Genomic DNA, 18,303 nt, shown 5'->3' with positions numbered 1-18,303 from the left:
TCAAAAAGCGGTCGAGCCACAGCGGAGCTCTCAAAACTGAGCAGGCCGAGCGCACTCTGGCCTCCTATCGAGACAGGGCATTCAGCGCTAAATAATGACATCCAGAAATTGGGCCGGTTGCTCGGACAATGACCGGAGGGCGTGCGGTGTGCGCGACGAAAAATACAGGGAATCTCCGGGGTCCAGGATTTCCGTATTCGTGCCTAGACGGATTTCGAGGCGCCCCTCGAGCATGTAGATGAATTCCTGCCCCGCGTGCTCATGAAAGGTCAATGCATCGTCGCTCTTGGGTGGCACACTGACCAGAAAGGGTTCCATACGACGCCCAGTGAAACGATAAGCCAGACTTTTGTAGTCGTAGTCCTTGCGGCGCTCGACGCTCATTCCACGCCCTTTGCGCACCACCGAATAATTATGGAGATGGGCCTCATCTCCAGAAATAAGCACTGTCAGATCAATGTCATATTGCTGGGCCACTTGAAAAAGATAGCTGACCGGAATTTCGCCCGCACCAGACTCGTAATTCCGAACGGTGTCGGCGTCGACACCGAGATCAGCGGCCATTTCCTCGGTTTCCAATTCCAGAGCTTCACGAAGCCCCCTGAGGCGGGGCGCTATTTCCTGATAGGCTTGACTCGACATACCTCACTCCTTTTTTCATGGACTCAGACGACAATGCCCCTTCAACGCGAAACCTGGAGCCGTTCCGCCTTCAGGGCGCAAAGAACACAATTGGGAATTGTGTATTCCCGGCATCAAGCAGGGAGATGGCGGTGGGTTGGAACAAGACGAGCCGCCATGTCCACCGCCAGGGCGAGACTTTCTGCCGAAGCCGTGCCTGTCCCAACTTTATCGTATCCCGTGCCGTGATCCACCGAAGTACGGACCACGGGGAGACCGAGGGTCACATTGACGGCTTGGCCAAAATGGACGGTTTTCAAAGGACCGAGCCCCTGGTCATGGTACATGGCCAAAACGGCACTGAACTCCCCCTGCAGGGCGCGATGAAAGACGGTATCCGCCGGGATCGGTCCGATGACCCCGACACCATCGGCAGCAGCAGCTTGGATTCCCGGTACAATCGCCGTTTCCTCCTCGGTGCCAATGGCCCCCCCCTCGCCGGCGTGAGGATTCAGCCCACACACGGCCAATGGCGCCGGGGTATCATCCAGGGCGCAAACAAGGGCCCAGGTCTGACGCAAACACCGCTCCACCCGCACTGCGGTCACCAACTCGGGAACTTGGCGCAGGGGCGGGTGGGTGGTTACCAGAGAAACCCGTAACCGAGGGCCGGCCAGGTGCATACAGACATCATCAGACTGAAGGCCCAAAAAACGGGCCAGAAATTCAGTGTGGCCCGGAAAATCGTACCCCGCCGCCTGCAGCATCGCCTTATTCAAGGGACATGTCACCAAAGCCGCGGCCTGGCCGTCTCGCACCGCTTCACACGCAACCGCCAACGACTGGCCCGCAGCAGCGCCTCCTTCCGGCGTCGCCACTCCGGGACGGCTTCGAAAACGGGTCAGTGCCCTCGGAGTCAGACAGTACGTGCCCGGCGCCAAAGGTTTTTCCGGCCACTGATCCAGATGGTGCCAAAATCTTTTTATTCCGAGCATTTGCGCCCGCTCAGCCAGGGCTGACTCCGGACCAATGCAGACCATAGGGCGTGTCGGAGGAGTAGATCCCCACAGGGTGCATACCAGATCAGGACCAAGGCCATTGGGATCCCCGAGGCTCACGGCAAACGCCGCTGTTGCAACCGCTCCAGCCATCAGAGATCGAGCACCGAATTTTCGGATCCGAAAGGAGTCGCCACCAACTCATCCGCTTCAGCCTCATTGATCCAGATATGGCCGTCGAGTACATATCTGAATTCGTAGCGCTGGCCTGGAACGAGGTCGATACAGGCCGAAAAACCGCCTTTTTTCAAGGCATACATCGGATGTTGTTTTGGATCCCAATTGTTAAAATCGCCGACCACCGAAACCTCGCTGGCTCCCTGGCTGAGGGATTTCGGCACCGCGAAACGGACGCGGCATACCGGTTTGCTCTTTAAATACTGCTTTGTCACTGCCATAATCCCCCTCCTATCTCCAAGGAAAGATGGTACAATCCCCGTATTGCCAGCGAGAAGAACATTCCAACCCCGGACGCAACCACCGCTTCCCGCCTCCACAACCGGTTCTGCAATTGGGAACGTGGTCTGGACACTGCCTTGAGCGCCCGAGGAGCCGGCACACAAAGTTTTCCCCACATCAGCCGTCTACACTGCTTGGCACTGCAAATCCGCCACCGCTATTTGTCCAGACCGCGGGCATAATTGCAGAATCGGGACCAGACACCGCTTCCCGCCTCCACAACCGGTTCTGCAATTGGGAACGTGGTCTGGACACTGCCTTGAGCGCCCGAGGAGCCGGCACACAAAGTTTTCCCCACGTCAGCCGTCTACACTGCTTGGCATTGCAAATCCGCCCCCGCTATTTGTCCAGACCGCGGGCATAATTGCAGAACCGGGCCAGATACCGCTTCCTGCCTCCACAACCGGTATACGGTTTCACATCTGGATCACAGAAATGGCTCAGGTACAGCGCAATTGGGCTCCAAGGCTCTCGTACACGGCCAAGTAATCCTGTGCCGAACGGTGCCAGGAAAAATCCTTACGCATGCCCCTGATCTGCATTGCCCGCCACGCCTCGCGATCTTCCCACAAATCGACGGCCTGGGCGACAGCCTGATACAAGGCTTCGGCAGTCGCCTCCTCAAACACGAACCCCGTGGCGTCGACCTGAGGGTAGCTGACAATCGTGTCTCGCAACCCCCCAACGGCAGTGGCGACCGGCGGCGTCCCGTACCGCAGACTGTACATCTGGGTCAGCCCGCAGGGCTCGTATCGCGAAGGCATGACAAAAATATCGGTGCCAGCCTGAATCTGATGGGAAAGGGGTTCGGTGTATCCGATGCAAGCGGCGATAAAGCCGCCATAGCTCTCGACAAGTTCATTGAGTTGGGCTTCGAAATTGAGCCCTCCCTCACCAAGCACCACCAGCCCCACGTTGAGTTCCATGAGTTGCGGAACGATCTCCAAAAGCAGGTCAATCCCCTTTTGCTCCCGCAACCGCCCCACAAACCCCAGAACAGGTCGCTCGGCCAAAAAGGGGGCCAACCCCATCTTTTCCAGCAGGGCCCGTTTGCACGCCTGCTTTCCCTCCAGATCGTGGACATCGTACTGGGCGGCCAAGAACGGATCCCGGCCCGGATTCCAGACCCCATAATCCGCTCCGTTGAGGATGCCTTCAAGGTCATGGTTCCGCTTGGCCAATAGCCCTTCCAGGCCGCAACCAAAATCAGGGGTGACGATTTCCCGGGCATAAGTCGGGCTGACCGTGGTGATCTTGTCCGCATAAGCCACGCCCGCCTTGAGCATATTGAAACTGCCGAAATATTCGGCTCCGTCCATATGCCAGGCTTCCGCCGGGAGCCCTGAATTCCAGAACAACCGGGAGGAATACTGGCCCTGAAAGGCCAGATTGTGGATCGTCATCACTGAAGCCGTTTCGGCCCAATGGGGATCGGCTCGGCGCCAGAAATGATGAAAGGCCGGCACCAGCGCTGCATGCCAATCGTTGGCGTGGATGATTTGCGGCGGGGTCTCCAGTTTGCGGGCGAATTGCAAGGCGGCGCGGGCAAAGAAAATAAACCGTTCGCAATTATCAAAAAACTCGCCCTTATACGTACAATAATACTGCTTGCGGTCGAAATACTCTCCGCGGTCGATGAAAAAGACTTGCACCCCGTGGTAGTCCGCAAGATAAATGTCGGCGCTGACCCCTGGCCAGGGATAATCCACAGGGCAATTGTCCAATATCAAACGGATCTGGTAGTCACCCGAAGCCATGCGCCCATACAGGGGGGTAACAACCCCCACTTGGTACCCCATGCGTTGCAGGGTCAACGGCAAAATTCCCAAAACATCAGCCAACCCGCCAGTTTTGGAAAAAGGATATACTTCAGAGGTAACAAAAAGGATTTGCGGTGCGAGGGACATGTCCACCCCTTCCACGGATTTGTTTGAAAATGCCTTCCGGCACAACGCAGATAAACGCCATTATCAGGAGACTGACGCGCTCCACAGCGGTCAGCCGTTGTCCAACCAAGCCTTGGCCATACCCCACAACCCGCTCATGTCCGGATCAGGGCTGGCAGCGATGGTCGCAGGAAGCCACCATTGCCGGTTGGTGAACCGGTGGCGCAATGTACGCCAGACATACGGTTCACAGGCCTGAAAAAAAGTACTCAAGCCTCCACTGAGACCAATGGCTTCGGCCCCGAAAACCACCTGCAGGGTGCTGATGGCCAGGCCGATCCGGTGCCCGTAGCGCCGGACACAAGCCGTGGCAGCAGGGTTTCCCTGCTCCCAAAGCTGGGCCACGTGGCGCGGCTGCGTCTGGCTCAGACCGCACCGGGAAGCCAAGCGCTCGAAGGCCCATTTGTTGAGCCAGGTTTCTATGCACCCGACCTGTCCACAACCACAGGCCCGGGATCTGCCTGGACCAAGGAAGACATGACCGAGTTCGGGCCCGGTAAAATGACCGCCGCGCCATAAGCGGCCCTCAAGTATGACCCCGGACCCGACACCCGTCCCCAGGGTCAAAACCACCGCATTTGTCGCCCCGGCTATGCCACCCTTCCAGACCTCTCCCAAGGCGGCCGCCTGAGCATCATTTTCCATCAAGAAAGGCAGCCCGATTTCCCGGCGCACAAAATCCCCAATAGCGAACCCATTGAGTTCCGGCATATTCGAGGTCTGCAAATACTTCTGGGCCCTGTGGTCCAGGGGACCGGCCGTGGCCAGTCCGACACCGCGAACCGGGCGCGGAGCCGTCTCTCGCAAGCGGTCGACAAGATCCTTGAAATGCGCCTTGGTTCCCTCAAGCGTCCGGGGACGGGAAGCGTGCTGGATCGTGCCGTGGGCTCCATCATGGTCCATCCAGGTCCCGCGGATATTGGTTCCACCCAGATCGATTACAAGATACATACGGATCGTCCCTTGCTGACTCCACGTTGGGTCAAGTCACCGCACTGCAGAACCCAGCGGTGATAATCGGCCACAATACCGGCGTGGTCAAAGGCCAATTCGGGGAGGGCGTCGAGGGCGAACCGGCTTACAGAGGAGGCATCGTCCCCGGCCTGCAATGTTTCCGGGCTCAAAGGACGCGCCGCAAAGGTGACACTCAAGGTATGCTGCCTCAGATCCCGTTTTGGAGAGGAATACACTCCCACCAGACCGAGCAATTGCACCTGGAGGCCGGTTTCTTCTGCTGCCTCACGCGTCGCGGCCTGCTCGAGGCTTTCCCCATAATCCACAAATCCACCAGGCAGGGCCCACCCATACGGGGGGTTCTTGCGCTTGATCAAAACAATTGTGCGGTCCGGAAATTGGACCACCACGTCTACAGTCGGCACGGGATTGCGGTACACCTGGATCGCAGCCCCGCATTGAGGGCAATGCTGAGCACTTGACACAACGCCTCCAATCTCTCAGATCACTACCTGCTTCCAGTCGGCAACACATCAGCTACCGGGCCCCATAGGTATACCTGACCACCCCGACACAGGGCAACACGATCCTGGACGGGAATCCACACCGTGGGCCTTTTTTCCTCCTCTGCAACCGGGCACGCAGAGGTGCCCGGCGGCTCCAAAAAAACGCGAACCCATCCGGTGCGGAGCATGCCCTCTTTCGATAGAATCCTGGTTGTCCACAACGGCGCCCTCGGGGATTTCATCCAGGTCTGGCCCTCTCTCCTGGCGTTGAGCCGCTTCTGGGCCCCGACCCCAATTTTCTGGGCCGGCCGACCGGCTTACCAGCATTGGGCCGAAAAGCTCATGCCCCAGGCCTCTGCTGAAGACCAAGCCGCCGTGCGCACTTTATACAGCGCCACCCAATGGCCCGACCAATTGCAGAACACCCTGGTCGTCTGGTTCGGCTTGCTGCATATCCCGGTTTCTTGTGTCCATCCACAACTCTGGCCCATCACCGGTTTGTCCGAAAATGACCTGACACCACCGCGCCAAAGATACGCTCAGGCTCTGGAACAGCGCGGCATTCCCCAAGCGCAGGACTGGCAGTCCGTTTGGTGCTCTCAGCCCCCCTCTCCCTGCCCCCAAACAGATCGTCGGGTCCTTATCGCGCCTGGGGCCGGCAATGACCGCAAATGCTGGCCGCTGCCGCGATTCATGGCTGTGGCCCGCTGGCTGGCCAGAAATGGGAAAAAGCCGGTCTTTCTCCTCGGCCCTGCCGAACTTGAGCGGGGGGTTGATGTACAAAACTTTGAACTCACCGCTCCCAGCCACCTGTCCGAACTGCAGCAGCACCTCGCGCACGCTGAATTGGTGCTGAGCAATGACGCCGGACCTATGCACCTTGCAGCTGCCTGGCAGACACCAACGCTGAGCATTTTCGGTCCGAGTTCGGCCCGCCAATGGGCGCCGCCAGAGACGGTCACCATCGCCTCCGCCCGGCCTTGCCGTCCGTGTACCCGAGACGGACGTATCGCTTGCTCTGACCTGTCCTGTCTTTACGACATTCCCGTCAGCCGGGTGGTCAACCGCCTCAAAACCATGCTGACTCCATCCCTTTGACACGACGTCGGAACCTTCGGTCTCGGTTTTCTCGCCTTGAGGCCCTGACTCCGTAACATTCGCTTGCAAAAGCCGCTTCAGAGAATGTGTCCATGAGCTGCGCCCCCTCTCAGGGACCGAAGCCAGCACCGCCTTGAGACCGGTACAAACTTGAGCGGTCAGTGCTGCGCCGAAAAGGCAGGCCCGCATGTTTCCAGGCGATAGACACATCCCCGAAAGTCGCATCCCAAGCCCGATAGAGGCTCAGGGCACAAAAAAAGCCGGCTTTTTCGGGACCACCCCGAAAAAGCCGGCTTCTGCAAAAGGAGGAAAGGTATACTCTATGTAGCAAAAAGCGGGCCATAATAGAAAACTTCTCCACTCCGCCCGCCAAGCCCTGTCCTTGAAAGATGCGGTGTCGTTTTTCTGCATCCGTGGCTCAGGCAACAGGTTCAAGAATTTGCACGATCCGGTGTCGACAGCCCATGTCCCGCATTCGGGATATACAATATTTTTAACCAGCCCGGCTCGGCTCACTCTCTCACGACCCAGCCCGCTCCCTCCAGGGCCCGGGAGTCCACCGCTCCCTGGCGCAGGACCTCTAACACACCTCCTGACAGGATTCGAACCAGCGTCGAGGGCAGTCCTCCGTCAGGCGAGGAATGTCCGAGCCACACCCCGTTCACGCTGCGGATCATCTCCGGGTCCAGCTGCTCTGCAACCGCCGCAGGCGGTGCACCGCTACGATTGGCGCTTGTGGCGATCAAGGGTTGGCCGCACTGTCTGGAAAGCCAAGAAGCGTCCCGATGGGAGGTCCAGCGGACGCAGGTCCACCCGGCGTGGTCCTGGATAGCGGCGGGCAGGCCGGGACGCGCCGGCACCAGAAGAGAAAGCGGTCCGGGCCAGAACGCATTGGTAAGCCGCTGCAGGTCCCGACTCTGCCACGCGGTCACCATGGCCAGCATCTCCGGTGCTCCCAGCAAAACCGGCAACGGCTTGCCCTCGGGTCTGGCTTTGATGGCCTGAACCTGCTCCCCCACGGCTGGATTCAAAGCATCTCCGCCCACAGCGAACAAGGTTTCCGTGGGATAGATCAGCACGCCTCCCTGGCGCACAGCAGTCACCGCCGTCTCCCCGCTGATCTGTGCCGAAGCCAAAGAAGGGGTCTGCAACCTCTGCCCGAAAGTCGTCATTCTTTTTGCTCTCCGCGTGGTTGCGTCTTCCATCGATTGTGCATCCAGAACCATTGTTCTGGATGGGTCATAATCCGGCGTTCCATGGCCGCGGTATACAGTTCAGCCACTTGCCGGCAACGGTCCTCACGGTCCCCTTCCAAGGTTGCCGTGTCCAGAGGCGGGTCTGCATCAAAAATATATCCTCTGCCCTGGCGATGGAGATAGACCGGCCAGACCAGCGCCTTGGCGCGCAGCGCCAACAGGGCCGGCCCCATATTGACTGCGGCCATCCTTCCCAAAAAAGGGAGAAAAGCGGCGTCCTTCTGGGTCGTATTATGATCGGTGAGAAAGGCGGTCACCCCGCCGCGATGCAGATGACGCACCACCGCCGGTGCCGCTTTCCGATGACCGAGAACCTCAATGCCGGTGCGGTGTCGCAGACGTTGCAAAAGCCGGAACATGGCCTCGTCACGTCCATGGCGGATAACGACCTGTTTCGAGCGCTCCGGAAAGAGCATCCCCATTACTGGTGCCAGCAATTCCCAGGCCCCGAAATGCCCTGTGGTGGCCACCACAGGGCGTCGGCTGGCTTGCATCCGGGCCACCATCTCCGGCTGTGCCACGTGGACGTGTTCCGCAAACCAACGCCAATCGGCCCGGCGACCGGTAAAAATTTCCGCAAAAGACCGCCCGTTGTGGCTGAAACTCTGGCGCCCCAGCATGGTGGCTGTCTGAAACGAAGTCCCAAGAACACGGATCATATTGGCCCGGGCCAGACTCCGACGGCCCGGGAGACCATACCACATGGCCGTGCCAAGGACCCGACCCGCCACGTCCAACCACGGCAGTGGGGCCGCTTTCCCAGCCCAGGCCATGAACTCATAGACGAATTTATACATGTTCGCTGCCTGCGAGTGTTTCCAGTGCGTTTTGTAACGTTTCCCGGGCCTTTTCCATCCCGGTCGAAGAGTGCAGCACCCCTGGGTCTACGCCATAAGGTGTTCCATACCGCACCAGACACTTACTCCCTGGCAATGGGAGTTGGAATTTGTCCCAGGCCTTCTCGAATCGCTTGACCCGGGACATGGCCACCCGGGTCGGGACAAGCAGGGCCCCGGTTCGAGCCGCCAGATAAATCGCTCCCGGCTTGGCGACATGGCGGGGCCCCCGGGGACCGTCAACGGTCAAAACCGCATCCCGGCCTTTTTTCTGGATTTCGCGACACGCCCCAACCAGGGCCCTGAGACCGCCGCGACTGGTCGATCCCCTCGCCAGCCCATACCCGAAGGCTTGCAGCACCTTGGCCAAAATTTCGCCGTCACGGCTCTGACTGACGACCGCCACGACCCCTTCTCCGCGATGCAAGGTGCACAACGGAAACAATTCATCGTGCCAAATCGCGAAAACCACCGGCTGGGATGTTGCCCGCACCGCAGCGACCGGCTCATAATTGGAGCGGGAATAGCGCAAAGCTTTGCACCACAGGGGCACTACCCCGCGCAACACCCAGATAGAGCCCTGAAGGGCCCAGGTTTTTGCCATATGCGCACCCTATCTCAAATACTAAAACGTATAGATTGAGCCTATTTGACCACTGCAGCCAAAAAGGTGTTCTCTCTTGTGACCCCCCGAATGGGAAAAGATAGCCTCCCAGGCGCAACCGGAATCGCGGGTGCGCCCCGCCACGAAAATCAGAACCCCGAAAAGGAGTCGCTCATGGCCGAAATCGAGTTGGACTGTCAGGGACTTCCCTGCCCTCAGCCGGTCCTTCAATCAAAAAAGACGATCGAATCCCAGCAGCCTGAGACGCTGCTGGTCACCGTGGACAATGAACCAGCACAGCATAATGTGACCCGCTTTTTGGAAAGCCAAGGCTATCAGATCGAAGCCGTGGAGCAGAACGGAGCGGCGCGGTGCATCAAAGCTCTTCGACAGGGATTTCAACAGACACCGCAGGAAACGTGTCCCGTCTGCGCCCCCATGACCGAGGCGGAAATCAAGCACGTGGCGGAAAACGAACAACAGCTCGTTTTGATCACTTCGTCATGTATCGGCCAGGGCGATGACGAATTGGGCGGCGGGTTGATGAAAAACTTTCTGGCGACCTTGCCGGAAATGGGCAGGGATCTCTGGCGGCTCATTCTGCTCAATGCCGGCGTCAAACTCGCCGTGCAAGACAGTCCAGTCCTGGAAGAACTTCTGGCCTTACAATCCCAGGGGATCTCCATCCTCGTCTGCGGAACCTGCCTGGAACACTTCGGTCTGCTGGACCACAAACAGGTCGGGGAGACAACGAACATGCTCGATGTTGTGACCAGTCTCCAAACGGCGTCGAAAGTCATCAAAGTGTAGTTGGCTGGTCCACAACACCCTGCGTGGCAGCCCGTTCATCTCTTCCCAGGCAGCGTCAGAACGTCCAGGGTCACGGCACCATTGCAGTCCCAAAGCCTTCGAACTTCGCGACTGGTCGCAAGACACTCGACCCCAAAGTGGGGCGCGGGCAGTGGGGCTGGAGAGCCCGAAGACAGAGGCAACCAATCTTCTTAAACGCCTTGGCCCAGCAACGAGGACAAGAGCAGAGGCTGATACAGAGAATCGAGATCGTTGTCCTGGACCGGTGAGCAGATACCGAGCTTCTTTCCGGCTGTGCCCTGGCCTGGAGGGGGATGGCGGGGTGTTGGCGGGCCTGCTTTACAGCTTCGCCCGGCCCGGGCACACTAAGGCCATGTCAACACCTACTTCTTCCCACGCCCCCGAAAGTTGCCGACTGAACAAATTTCTCGCCCAGGCCGGTGTCTGCTCAAGGCGCAAGGCGGACACCTATATCGCCGCGGGCCGGGTCCAGGTGAATGGCTCCCTCGTCACCCAACTCGGCGTCCAGGTCCATCCCGGCCAGGATGAGGTCCGCGTCGACGGCCGTGTGGTCGAGCTTCCTGAAGCTCAATCGGCCGGGCACGACTATATCCTGCTGCACAAGCCGGTGCAGGTCGTGACCACGGCCAAGGATCCCCAGGGACGCCGAACCGTTTTGGATCTCTTGCCGTCCCAGACTTTCACCAGACGCATTTTCCCTGTTGGGCGACTGGATTTCATGTCCGAAGGGCTCTTGTTGTTGACCTCGGATGGAGAGTTGGCCAATCGCCTGACCCATCCGCGGTGGCATGTAGAAAAGGTCTACGAAGTCACGCTTCGCGAGGCGGTCACCGAGGAGCACATGAGGCAGATGTCCTCAGGCATGCGCCTGAGCGAAGGAGAACAATTGGCCCCGGTAGATGTCCAAAGGCGGAAAACCGCCGCTGACACCAGCAGCCTTGAATTAACCCTGCACCAGGGGGTGAACCGCCAAATCCGCCGCATGTGCCGCGACTTGGGGCTGACCATCCTGCGGCTCAAAAGGATCCGCCAAGGACCGGTACGATTGGGCAAGCTGCCCCAAGGGCATTGGCGCCATCTCACGGCCACTGAAATCACTACCCTCAAAAAGCGGCTCGGACTCTAAACGCCGCCAAGCGGCAAGGAATTCGTATTGCCAGAACGGCTGGCAGCACCCACCTCGACTTGAAGACCCCCAGGCTATCTCTTTGCAATGCCAGTGCTGGCACCGGAAAACCCGGCGCTCTGGCCCGCTGGGGCCGCACCAAGGGGCTATGAGCCGATATCCACGCCTCCCTGTCCCGGTGTGGTATTCCTCAGGACCTCGACCCCGTCAGGGGGCTCAAACTCGAACCACCCCGGCGCAAACTCCGGATCAAGCTTGATGTCCTTAAATGTCAACTTGTTGCCGTTGCCGAAAAAATCGACCAGGAGCACTTGGCGCAGCAAGGCGCTTTCGGGCTCGACCCAGATATAGGCCAGGACCAGATTGGGTTCCGGCTGTTTCGGGATCAGTTTGAGCTTGCTCCAATTGGTGTCGCTCTTTTGGCGTTCGATGCGAAAATCTTCAGTAATATTGGCTTCTCCGGAGATAAAGCGCAACATGGTCTTGGACTGGAAAACCTGCTGAGGCGCATAGGTGTAAGCCACCTCTTCAGCCGGAAAATAGTCCCAGACCGCCTCAGGGCCGACAATCAACAATTCCTGTTCAGGAGAAGTCGTTTCCCAACGGATGGAGCGCGGTTGTTCAAACGCGATCGTCCCGCGCCGGGTCTCCTGCTCACCGCTTGAGGCATTGGTCAGCACTTGGACAAAATCTGTTTCAAACCCCTGCAACTGCTCATATTGTTGCTGAATACGCCCAGGCAGGTCCTCTTCGCCCTGCGCGGCGGCCTGACTTCCCAAGCCCCCGCAGACCAGGCCCAGGACGAGCATTGCGGCCACTATCAGACGCATCAACTGTTTCCTGCACTCCATGTCCTCTCCTTATCTCCCAAAAAATTCCGGTTCCGTTTCAATGTCCGGCACTCCGGGTTCACTCCGGCGCCGCGTGATCCCGATGATATTGGGCACCGGCCGCGAAGCGACCGGGGCAGGTAGCAGGCGGCTGTCATACCGGCCGTTCCAGAAGGCCTCAAGCTCAGGACAGCGCACGGCCAGCGACGCCTCAACCCCTCCCTCGACAAACATAGCCGTGCTCAGGTCGAGGGACAAATTTTCCAAGCGGCTGCCAAGCGCATGCACGGACACCGGTTCATGTTGAAGGATAAAAAGGATATGTCCCTGTGAATCCTCAGCCACTGCGGCCGAACTGTGTTCCTGCCGGCTTGCCTGCCAGACGTTCTCCCCCTTTGCGTCCAGCAGCCGGTAATTCTGTATGATTGTTGCGTATTGCGCGACACGCTTTCGCCACTGCTGCTCCAACGAGCGATCGAGGATATCCACAGGGGGCAGTTGGGCCCGGCGGGGATTGGCCACGAAAAAGGCCCCGAACTCGGGATGGACCCTGCCGTTGTTGACGTGCCCGAAATTGGTCATCAACCCGGTGCTCGTCTCCCTGTCTTCCCAATACATACTGGCGTTGATCGCCGCTACAAGGTTCTTGTCCTCAACCCATTGGCGCACAGTCCGATCCGCACCGCGCTCAGCAGAAGCTGAATACAAGACGAACCGGAAAAATTCTGGATCGATCCGCAGGACAGTCAACTCCGGATGATGCGCCCCGTCAGGCCAGTGGCGCAATGCCAAGCCACTTTCGAGCTGGGTCCATTCGCTCGAAGCCCAGCCAGTGTCGACAAAGCCCCCCGCACTGATAAGGCTCCACAACACGAAAAAGACCGCGCACACATTCAGTCTGAAACGCTCCTGTCTTCTTCGATCCAAGGCAGCGACCAAAAAGAGGCCTCCTGGATTACAGATCAGGCTCACCACAGGCTCCAATCACGGCCCTGAAAAGGCCGTTTATTCCGAAAGGACCATCTCTGCCATGGAGTATATCTTCCCCGGCTCCTGCTGCCCGATCCACTTCGCGGCACGCAGCGCTCCCTGGGCAAAGGTCTCCCTGGAGTGGGCCCGGTGGGTCACCTCAATGCGTTCCCCCGGTCCGAAAAAATACACCGTGTGGTCTCCGACAACATCACCGCCGCGCAGGGTCTGGACCCCAATCTCCTCTTCCGGGCGCTCGCCGATAATGCCCTCCCGGCAATATTGAGCCACTTGCTTGAGGTCCCATCCCTTGGCCTCAGCCAGCACCTGAGCCAGTTTCAATGCCGTCCCGCTCGGAGCATCTTTTTTGAATTTATGATGAATTTCGGAGAGTTCCACGTCATACAGCGAACCGAGCATGCGAACCAATTGCGGCAACATCTCCAGGAGAACGTTGACCCCAACACTCATATTCGGCGCCCAAAAAACCGGCGTCTGTGCCGCTGCCGCAGCAATTTCCTGCTGCTGATCCTCAGAAAGCCCAGTGGTTCCGATCACCAGAGGATTGCCGGTTTCGGCGGCGGTCCTGGCCAAGTTGACTGTCACCGTCGGTGCTGTAAAATCAATCACCGTGGCCCCTTGAGCCTGGGTGAGAATTGTCGAGGCATCCTCACTGACCGGACATCCGAGGTGTTCCAGGCCGCTCTGGTTTGCTGCCTGTTCAACAACGCCCGCCAATTCCAGTTCCGGATCATTTTGGGTCAAGCGAGCCAAGGTGGCGCCCATGCGTCCTTGGGCTCCCATAATGATAATCGGTGTTCGTGCCATACATTCTCCTTTGCGCTACAGCGCTGTTATGCAATTCGGACCGCGCCGGCTCGGGCCTCCCTGAAATCCAGGGGGCCGGGCAGGCCCGGAGTGCTCTCTTCTAACGATCTCTTCAACCAAGGACACCCCATGTGGACGTCTGTTCCATTCACCACATACGAAAAGAGCATCACCGAGGCCCTGGAAAGGTTACACGCCCCTGAGCTTTTGCAGCAGCAGGAAAACATCCTCATCAAGCCCAATCTGGTCAACGCTTCGCCGCCGCCCGTGACCACACCGGTGGAATGTTGCGCAGCCCTCGTCGCCCTCCTGCAAAACTGCACCTCGGCCTCAATCACTATAGCCGAAGGCTCCGGCGCGGCCAACCTTGAAACCGGGGAGATTTTCGAGGCCCTGGGGTATACAAAGCTGGCCCGCGAGACAGGGATCTCCCTGCTCGATCTGAACCACACCGAGGTCGTGGAATGCCAGGATGCTCAGTGCAGTGCTTTTCCGCGCATGTACCTGCCCCAGGTGGCCTTTGAGAGTTTCATCATCTCCGTGCCTGTCCTCAAAGCCCATTCCCTGGCCGAGATGACCGGTAGCCTGAAAAATATGATGGGCTTTGCCCCGCCACACCACTATGGCCACTCCGGGGGGTGGAAAAAGGCTGCCTTCCACGCCCGGATGCACACGGCCATAGCCGAGCTGAACAGATACCGGGCTGCAGATCTCACGATCATGGACGCCAGCCGCGGGCTGGCGCAATTTCACCTTGGCGGACCGGAATGCGACCCGCCCCTCGAGACCATCCTGGCAGGCTGGGATCCGCTAGAGGTGGACCGTCAGGGCGCAGCCCTGTTGGGGCTGGATTGGCGGAATATTCCCCACTTGGAAGCCCCGATCAGTTTGGGGCGGCAAGCCACAGCCTGAAGTCACCCCACGTGGTTGTCCCCTCTGCGGCGGGACGCAGCGCTCTTTGCCCCGGGCTCATGTGCTGCCGCCGTTTGGGAAAGCGGCTCGGGCTGCTGGCAAGGGGGTATCAAGGATCAGCTACCCAGCCAAAAGGTCGTGAAGCCCCGTCTCGTCGAGAACGGCGATATCCAGTTCCCGGGCCTTATCCAGCTTGCTGCCCGGATTCTCCCCAGCGACCACGTAATCCACCTTACTGGAAACAGCGCTGACCACCTTGCCCCCACGGGACTCGATAGCATCCTTGGCCGCACTCCGGCTCATGTCCGACAACGCCCCGGTCAGAACAAAACGCAGTCCTTCCAGAGGGGCAGACTGGTCCGCATCAGATCCGTTGCCAGTCTCGCGCCGTGGCCACACGCCAAGTTGGTGCAGATCCCGAATGAGCGCCTGGTTGGCCGGGGTGGTAAAAAAACGGCGCAGTGAGGCGGCCACTTCCGGTCCGATATCCGGGATGTGCTGCAGAGTTTCAGAATCGGCCTCCGCCAGGGCCTCAAGGTCCTCAAACGAGGTAGCCAGGATTTCGGCGGTCCGCCGCCCTACCAGCCGGATGCCCAGGGCACTGATAAGTTGGTCCAGCCGGGCCGAGGATTTGGCGCTTGCAATGGCCTGGATCATGTTCCGGGCCGATTTATCGCCCATGCGCTCCAGCGGCACCAGGTCTCTTTCCTTCAGCCGAAAGAGGTCAGCCGGGGAGCGGACCAGCCCCTGGTCCACGAAAATCTGAACCCAGCGCTCCCCCAGACCTTCAATATCCAGCCCGGCCTTGGAGACAAAATGGATGAGTTGCTGAACGACCTGGGCCGGACAGGCGGCGTTCACGCACCGCCTGGCCACTTCATCGCCGAGCCGAGAAACCGGGCTGCCGCACGCCGGGCAGGTCTGGGGGAAAACAAATGTTTTCTCCTCTCCGGTACGTTTGTCAGTCAAAGGACGCACCACTTCCGGAATGACGTCTCCGGCGCGCTGGACAAGCACCGGATCGCCCACTCGAAGGCCCTTGGCCCGGATCTCATCTTCATTGTGCAGCGTGGCCCGGGAGACCGTGACGCCCCCAACCTCCACCGGCCGCAGCACGGCCACGGGAGTCAAGACCCCGGTGCGCCCCACTTGGACCTGGATATCTTCCAATACCGTCTCCGCCTGGTGGGCGGGAAATTTCAAGGCCAAAGCCCAGCGGGGCGCCCGGGAAGTGCTGCCCAGACGGTGCTGTTGCTCGAGCCGGTCCACCTTGGCCACCACCCCATCGATTTCAAAGCCCAGCGAGTGGCGGTTGGCGCCAAGGTCCTGGTAATAGGTCTGCACCGCTGCAGCACTCTCGGCCCAGCGGGCTTTGGGGGCAACCGGCAGTCCCAGTTCGCGCAACCCCTGCATGACCTCGGACTGCCGCGACCAGACCGTTTTTGCTCCGGACCAGCGCACCACTCCGACGCCATACGCGAAAAAACGTAACGGGCGTTTGGCCGTCACTTCCGGGTCCAATTGGCGCACCGAACCAGCCGCGGCATTGCGCGGGTTGGCAAATGGGCGGGCTCCGTTCTCGGTTTGCCGTTTGTTGAGCAGGGCAAAATCGTCTTCATGCATGACCACCTCCCCGCGGACCTCGATGTAGTCGGGCACCTCGACCCCTTCTTCGCGCAATTGCAAAGGGACAGTGCGCACCGTACGCATCTGGGCGGTGACGTCCTCGCCCACCCGGCCATCGCCCCGGGTGCAAGCCGCGACATACCGGCCGGCCTCAAAAATCACCTCGACCGCCAGTCCGTCCATCTTGGGATCAACCCAGAAGGTGATCTCTTCACCGGGAAGGAGTCGCTCCAGACGCTGGACATAGGTCTGGAATTCCTCCAGGGAAAAAACATTGTCCAGACTGGCCATGGGGAGACTGTGTTCGCGGTGGGCAAAGGCAGCCAAAGGTTTCTGCCCCACCCGCTTGGTGGGTGAGGCGGGGTCATCCAACTCGGGGTACCGGTGTTCCAGCGCCTGGAGTTCCTTAAACAGGGCGTCATACTCGTTATCGCTTATCTGGGGAGCATCCAGGACATAATAGAGATAATCGTGGTGCCGAATGGTTTCGCGCAAGGAGGCCACCCGGCTTTGAACAGACTGCTCGGCCATTATCGTCCCTCGTGGCTGCATCTCGAGAACGCCTGTTTTTCAGGCAGACTCCGGTTGTGTGATGCTGTCAGATTGTTGAAAAAAACGTCATGAGCACCCCGTGTTTACAATCCCCATGAGGCCGACACAGCCGGAAAACAAAAGCGCAGCCCACATATCGCACCCTCTGAACGTCCAGCGGTCTTGCGGGGAATTCTCACCAGGGGGTGCTACGAGGCGTCCAGGGTATGCGAGGCTGTGGTGATCTCTTCCAAGGCGTCCAGATCATTTCGGTTTCCGACAACGACAAGGGTGTCGCGCACTTCAATGACAGTATCGGATTGGGGGTTGAATATCATGGAGCCGTCCGGTTTCTGGATGGCGATCACGATCAGGTTAAACCGGGGGCGAATCTCGGAATGGAGCATGTCCTTGCCCACCAGCCAGGACCCGGGGCTGATTTCCAGCTCCTCCATCTGCAAATCGATATGCTTTCCCTGCATGGCCAAATCGAGGAAATCGGTCACAGTAGGGCGCAGGACAAGCTGGGCCATGCGCATGCCTCCCAGCACGTGAGGAGTCAAGACCCTGTCTGCTCCGGCATACTCCAACTTCTGAATAGACTGCTCGTTAGCCGCCCGAGCAATAACCAGCAACTTGGGAACCATTTGTTTGGAAGTCAGCGTCACATAGACATTTTCAGCATCCGCATCCAAAGCGGCAATGATCGCCCTGGCCCGTTTGAGCCCCGCGCGAAGCAGAATCTGATCCGAAGTCGCGTCTCCGGCTATAAACAACAGATCGGATTGCTCTAATTCGTCGAGAACCTCAGGGGCGTTATCGATGACCACGACTCCGTACCCTTCACGATGGAGTTCCTTGGCCACCACCGAACCGATGCGGCCGTAACCGCAGACAATGAAATGGTCTTCCAAGGCGTCGATGAATCGTTGCATGCGCCGTTTCTCCCACAAGCTCCGTAATTGTCCTTCAACGAGAATCTGAGTGAACGAACCCACGATATAAGCAAAGCTCCCGACGCCGGCCAAAATGAGCATGGATGTATGAAATTTGGCCTGAGGGGAGAGATCATAGACCTCTTCAAAGCCGACCGTCGAAAGGGTGATCACTGTCTGGTAAAAGCTGTCCAGGGCCCCCCATCCTTCAAGCCCCATATAGATGAACATGCCGTAGGCAAAAACCAGGATAAGAGCTCCCCCGCCCACACAAAACGGCCAAGCGACAGCATTTTGGAACCTCCAGCGCAGAAAACGCCGCCACCACCCGTGTCTGACCCTTGAATAGTCACCCCGCTTTTTTGGCTTGAACACGC

At 59.0% G+C, this 18,303-nt stretch carries 18 protein-coding genes; 4 read left to right on the top strand and 14 right to left on the bottom strand.

Translation table 11 applies throughout. The annotated features are described in order from the left end of the window. Positions 1-87 precede the first annotated feature (87 nt). The 6 genes from DRET_RS04125 to DRET_RS04100 form a co-directional block, all read right to left on the bottom strand. Positions 88-642 (bottom strand): helix-turn-helix domain-containing protein, encoded by a 555-nt coding sequence (locus tag DRET_RS04125; RefSeq protein WP_015751266.1) that lies wholly within the window; start codon positions 640-642, stop codon positions 88-90. A 113-nt stretch (positions 643-755) separates the two neighbouring features. Then, positions 756-1,772, bottom strand: a complete 1,017-nt coding sequence (pdxA, locus tag DRET_RS04120) for a 4-hydroxythreonine-4-phosphate dehydrogenase PdxA (RefSeq protein ID WP_015751265.1) — start codon at positions 1,770-1,772, stop codon at positions 756-758. Beyond that, on the bottom strand, positions 1,772-2,077 hold the full coding sequence (locus DRET_RS04115; protein ID WP_015751264.1) for an isoamylase early set domain-containing protein: 306 nt from the start codon (positions 2,075-2,077) through the stop codon (positions 1,772-1,774). The genes pdxA and DRET_RS04115 overlap by 1 nt, the downstream gene beginning before the upstream one ends. Positions 2,078-2,578: 501 nt before the next feature. Beyond that, positions 2,579-4,045, bottom strand: coding sequence for a glycogen synthase GlgA (glgA, locus tag DRET_RS04110; protein WP_015751263.1), 1,467 nt, complete (start codon positions 4,043-4,045; stop codon positions 2,579-2,581). A 90-nt stretch (positions 4,046-4,135) separates the two neighbouring features. Next, positions 4,136-5,035: an ROK family protein gene (locus tag DRET_RS12895; RefSeq protein ID WP_015751262.1), complete on the bottom strand. Its 900-nt coding sequence runs from the start codon at positions 5,033-5,035 to the stop codon at positions 4,136-4,138. Next, positions 5,023-5,523 carry an NUDIX domain-containing protein gene (locus DRET_RS04100; protein ID WP_015751261.1) on the bottom strand — a complete coding sequence of 167 codons (501 nt, stop codon included), beginning with the start codon at positions 5,521-5,523 and terminating at the stop codon, positions 5,023-5,025. The genes DRET_RS12895 and DRET_RS04100 overlap by 13 nt, the downstream gene beginning before the upstream one ends. A 207-nt stretch (positions 5,524-5,730) precedes the next feature. Here DRET_RS04100 and DRET_RS04095 point away from each other — a divergent pair, with 207 nt between their 5' ends. Then, positions 5,731-6,642: a glycosyltransferase family 9 protein gene (locus tag DRET_RS04095; RefSeq protein ID WP_148214013.1), complete on the top strand. Its 912-nt coding sequence runs from the start codon at positions 5,731-5,733 to the stop codon at positions 6,640-6,642. Positions 6,643-7,154: 512 nt separating this feature from the next. On the opposite strand, the gene DRET_RS04085 is transcribed toward DRET_RS04095, so the two are convergent. The 3 genes from DRET_RS04085 to DRET_RS04075 are packed head-to-tail and all read right to left on the bottom strand — an operon-like array spanning position 7,155 to position 9,338. Further along, a complete protein-coding gene (locus tag DRET_RS04085; protein WP_015751259.1) occupies positions 7,155-7,814 on the bottom strand; it encodes an L-threonylcarbamoyladenylate synthase in 660 nt (219 codons plus the stop codon). Beyond that, positions 7,811-8,695 carry a lysophospholipid acyltransferase family protein gene (locus tag DRET_RS04080; RefSeq protein WP_015751258.1) on the bottom strand — a complete coding sequence of 295 codons (885 nt, stop codon included), beginning with the start codon at positions 8,693-8,695 and terminating at the stop codon, positions 7,811-7,813. Before DRET_RS04080 ends, DRET_RS04085 begins: the two co-directional genes overlap by 4 nt. Continuing rightward, complete coding sequence (locus tag DRET_RS04075) at positions 8,688-9,338, bottom strand: lysophospholipid acyltransferase family protein (RefSeq protein WP_015751257.1); 651 nt, start codon at positions 9,336-9,338, stop codon at positions 8,688-8,690. The genes DRET_RS04080 and DRET_RS04075 overlap by 8 nt, the downstream gene beginning before the upstream one ends. A gap of 174 nt (positions 9,339-9,512) precedes the next feature. On the opposite strand from DRET_RS04075, the gene yedF reads away from it, so the two are divergent. Together yedF and DRET_RS04065 are read left to right on the top strand one after the other, a co-directional pair. Next, the gene (gene yedF / locus DRET_RS04070) at positions 9,513-10,148 is read left to right on the top strand and encodes a sulfurtransferase-like selenium metabolism protein YedF (protein WP_015751256.1); all 636 of its coding nucleotides are present in this window, start codon (positions 9,513-9,515) and stop codon (positions 10,146-10,148) included. Positions 10,149-10,521: 373 nt separating this feature from the next. After that, entirely contained in the window at positions 10,522-11,295 is a 774-nt protein-coding gene (locus DRET_RS04065; protein WP_052293325.1) for a pseudouridine synthase, read from the top strand. A 146-nt stretch (positions 11,296-11,441) separates the two neighbouring features. Here the strand turns inward: DRET_RS04065 and lolA are convergent, their stop codons facing one another. From lolA to dapB, 3 genes are all read right to left on the bottom strand, one after another. After that, complete coding sequence (gene lolA, locus DRET_RS04060; RefSeq protein ID WP_015751254.1) at positions 11,442-12,146, bottom strand: outer membrane lipoprotein periplasmic chaperone LolA; 705 nt, start codon at positions 12,144-12,146, stop codon at positions 11,442-11,444. Between the two features lie 9 nt (positions 12,147-12,155). Beyond that, the gene (locus DRET_RS04055; RefSeq protein ID WP_015751253.1) at positions 12,156-13,064 is read right to left on the bottom strand and encodes a phosphodiester glycosidase family protein; all 909 of its coding nucleotides are present in this window, start codon (positions 13,062-13,064) and stop codon (positions 12,156-12,158) included. 66 nt (positions 13,065-13,130) lie between these two features. After that, positions 13,131-13,922: a 4-hydroxy-tetrahydrodipicolinate reductase gene (dapB, locus tag DRET_RS04050; RefSeq protein WP_015751252.1), complete on the bottom strand. Its 792-nt coding sequence runs from the start codon at positions 13,920-13,922 to the stop codon at positions 13,131-13,133. 129 nt (positions 13,923-14,051) lie between these two features. Here dapB and DRET_RS04045 point away from each other — a divergent pair, with 129 nt between their 5' ends. Next, the gene (locus DRET_RS04045; protein WP_015751251.1) at positions 14,052-14,834 is read left to right on the top strand and encodes a DUF362 domain-containing protein; all 783 of its coding nucleotides are present in this window, start codon (positions 14,052-14,054) and stop codon (positions 14,832-14,834) included. Between the two features lie 120 nt (positions 14,835-14,954). Here the strand turns inward: DRET_RS04045 and ligA are convergent, their stop codons facing one another. Together ligA and DRET_RS04035 are read right to left on the bottom strand one after the other, a co-directional pair. Then, positions 14,955-16,991: an NAD-dependent DNA ligase LigA gene (ligA, locus tag DRET_RS04040; RefSeq protein WP_015751250.1), complete on the bottom strand. Its 2,037-nt coding sequence runs from the start codon at positions 16,989-16,991 to the stop codon at positions 14,955-14,957. A gap of 209 nt (positions 16,992-17,200) precedes the next feature. After that, positions 17,201-18,301: a potassium channel family protein gene (locus tag DRET_RS04035; protein ID WP_167317787.1), complete on the bottom strand. Its 1,101-nt coding sequence runs from the start codon at positions 18,299-18,301 to the stop codon at positions 17,201-17,203. Positions 18,302-18,303: the final 2 nt, after the last annotated feature.

The sequence above is a fragment of the Desulfohalobium retbaense DSM 5692 genome, from assembly GCF_000024325.1.
GTDB classification, from domain to species: Bacteria; Desulfobacterota; Desulfovibrionia; order Desulfovibrionales; family Desulfohalobiaceae; genus Desulfohalobium; species Desulfohalobium retbaense.
Note: the sequence above shows the minus strand (reverse complement) of the source record. Positions and strands in the feature narration are given on the sequence as shown.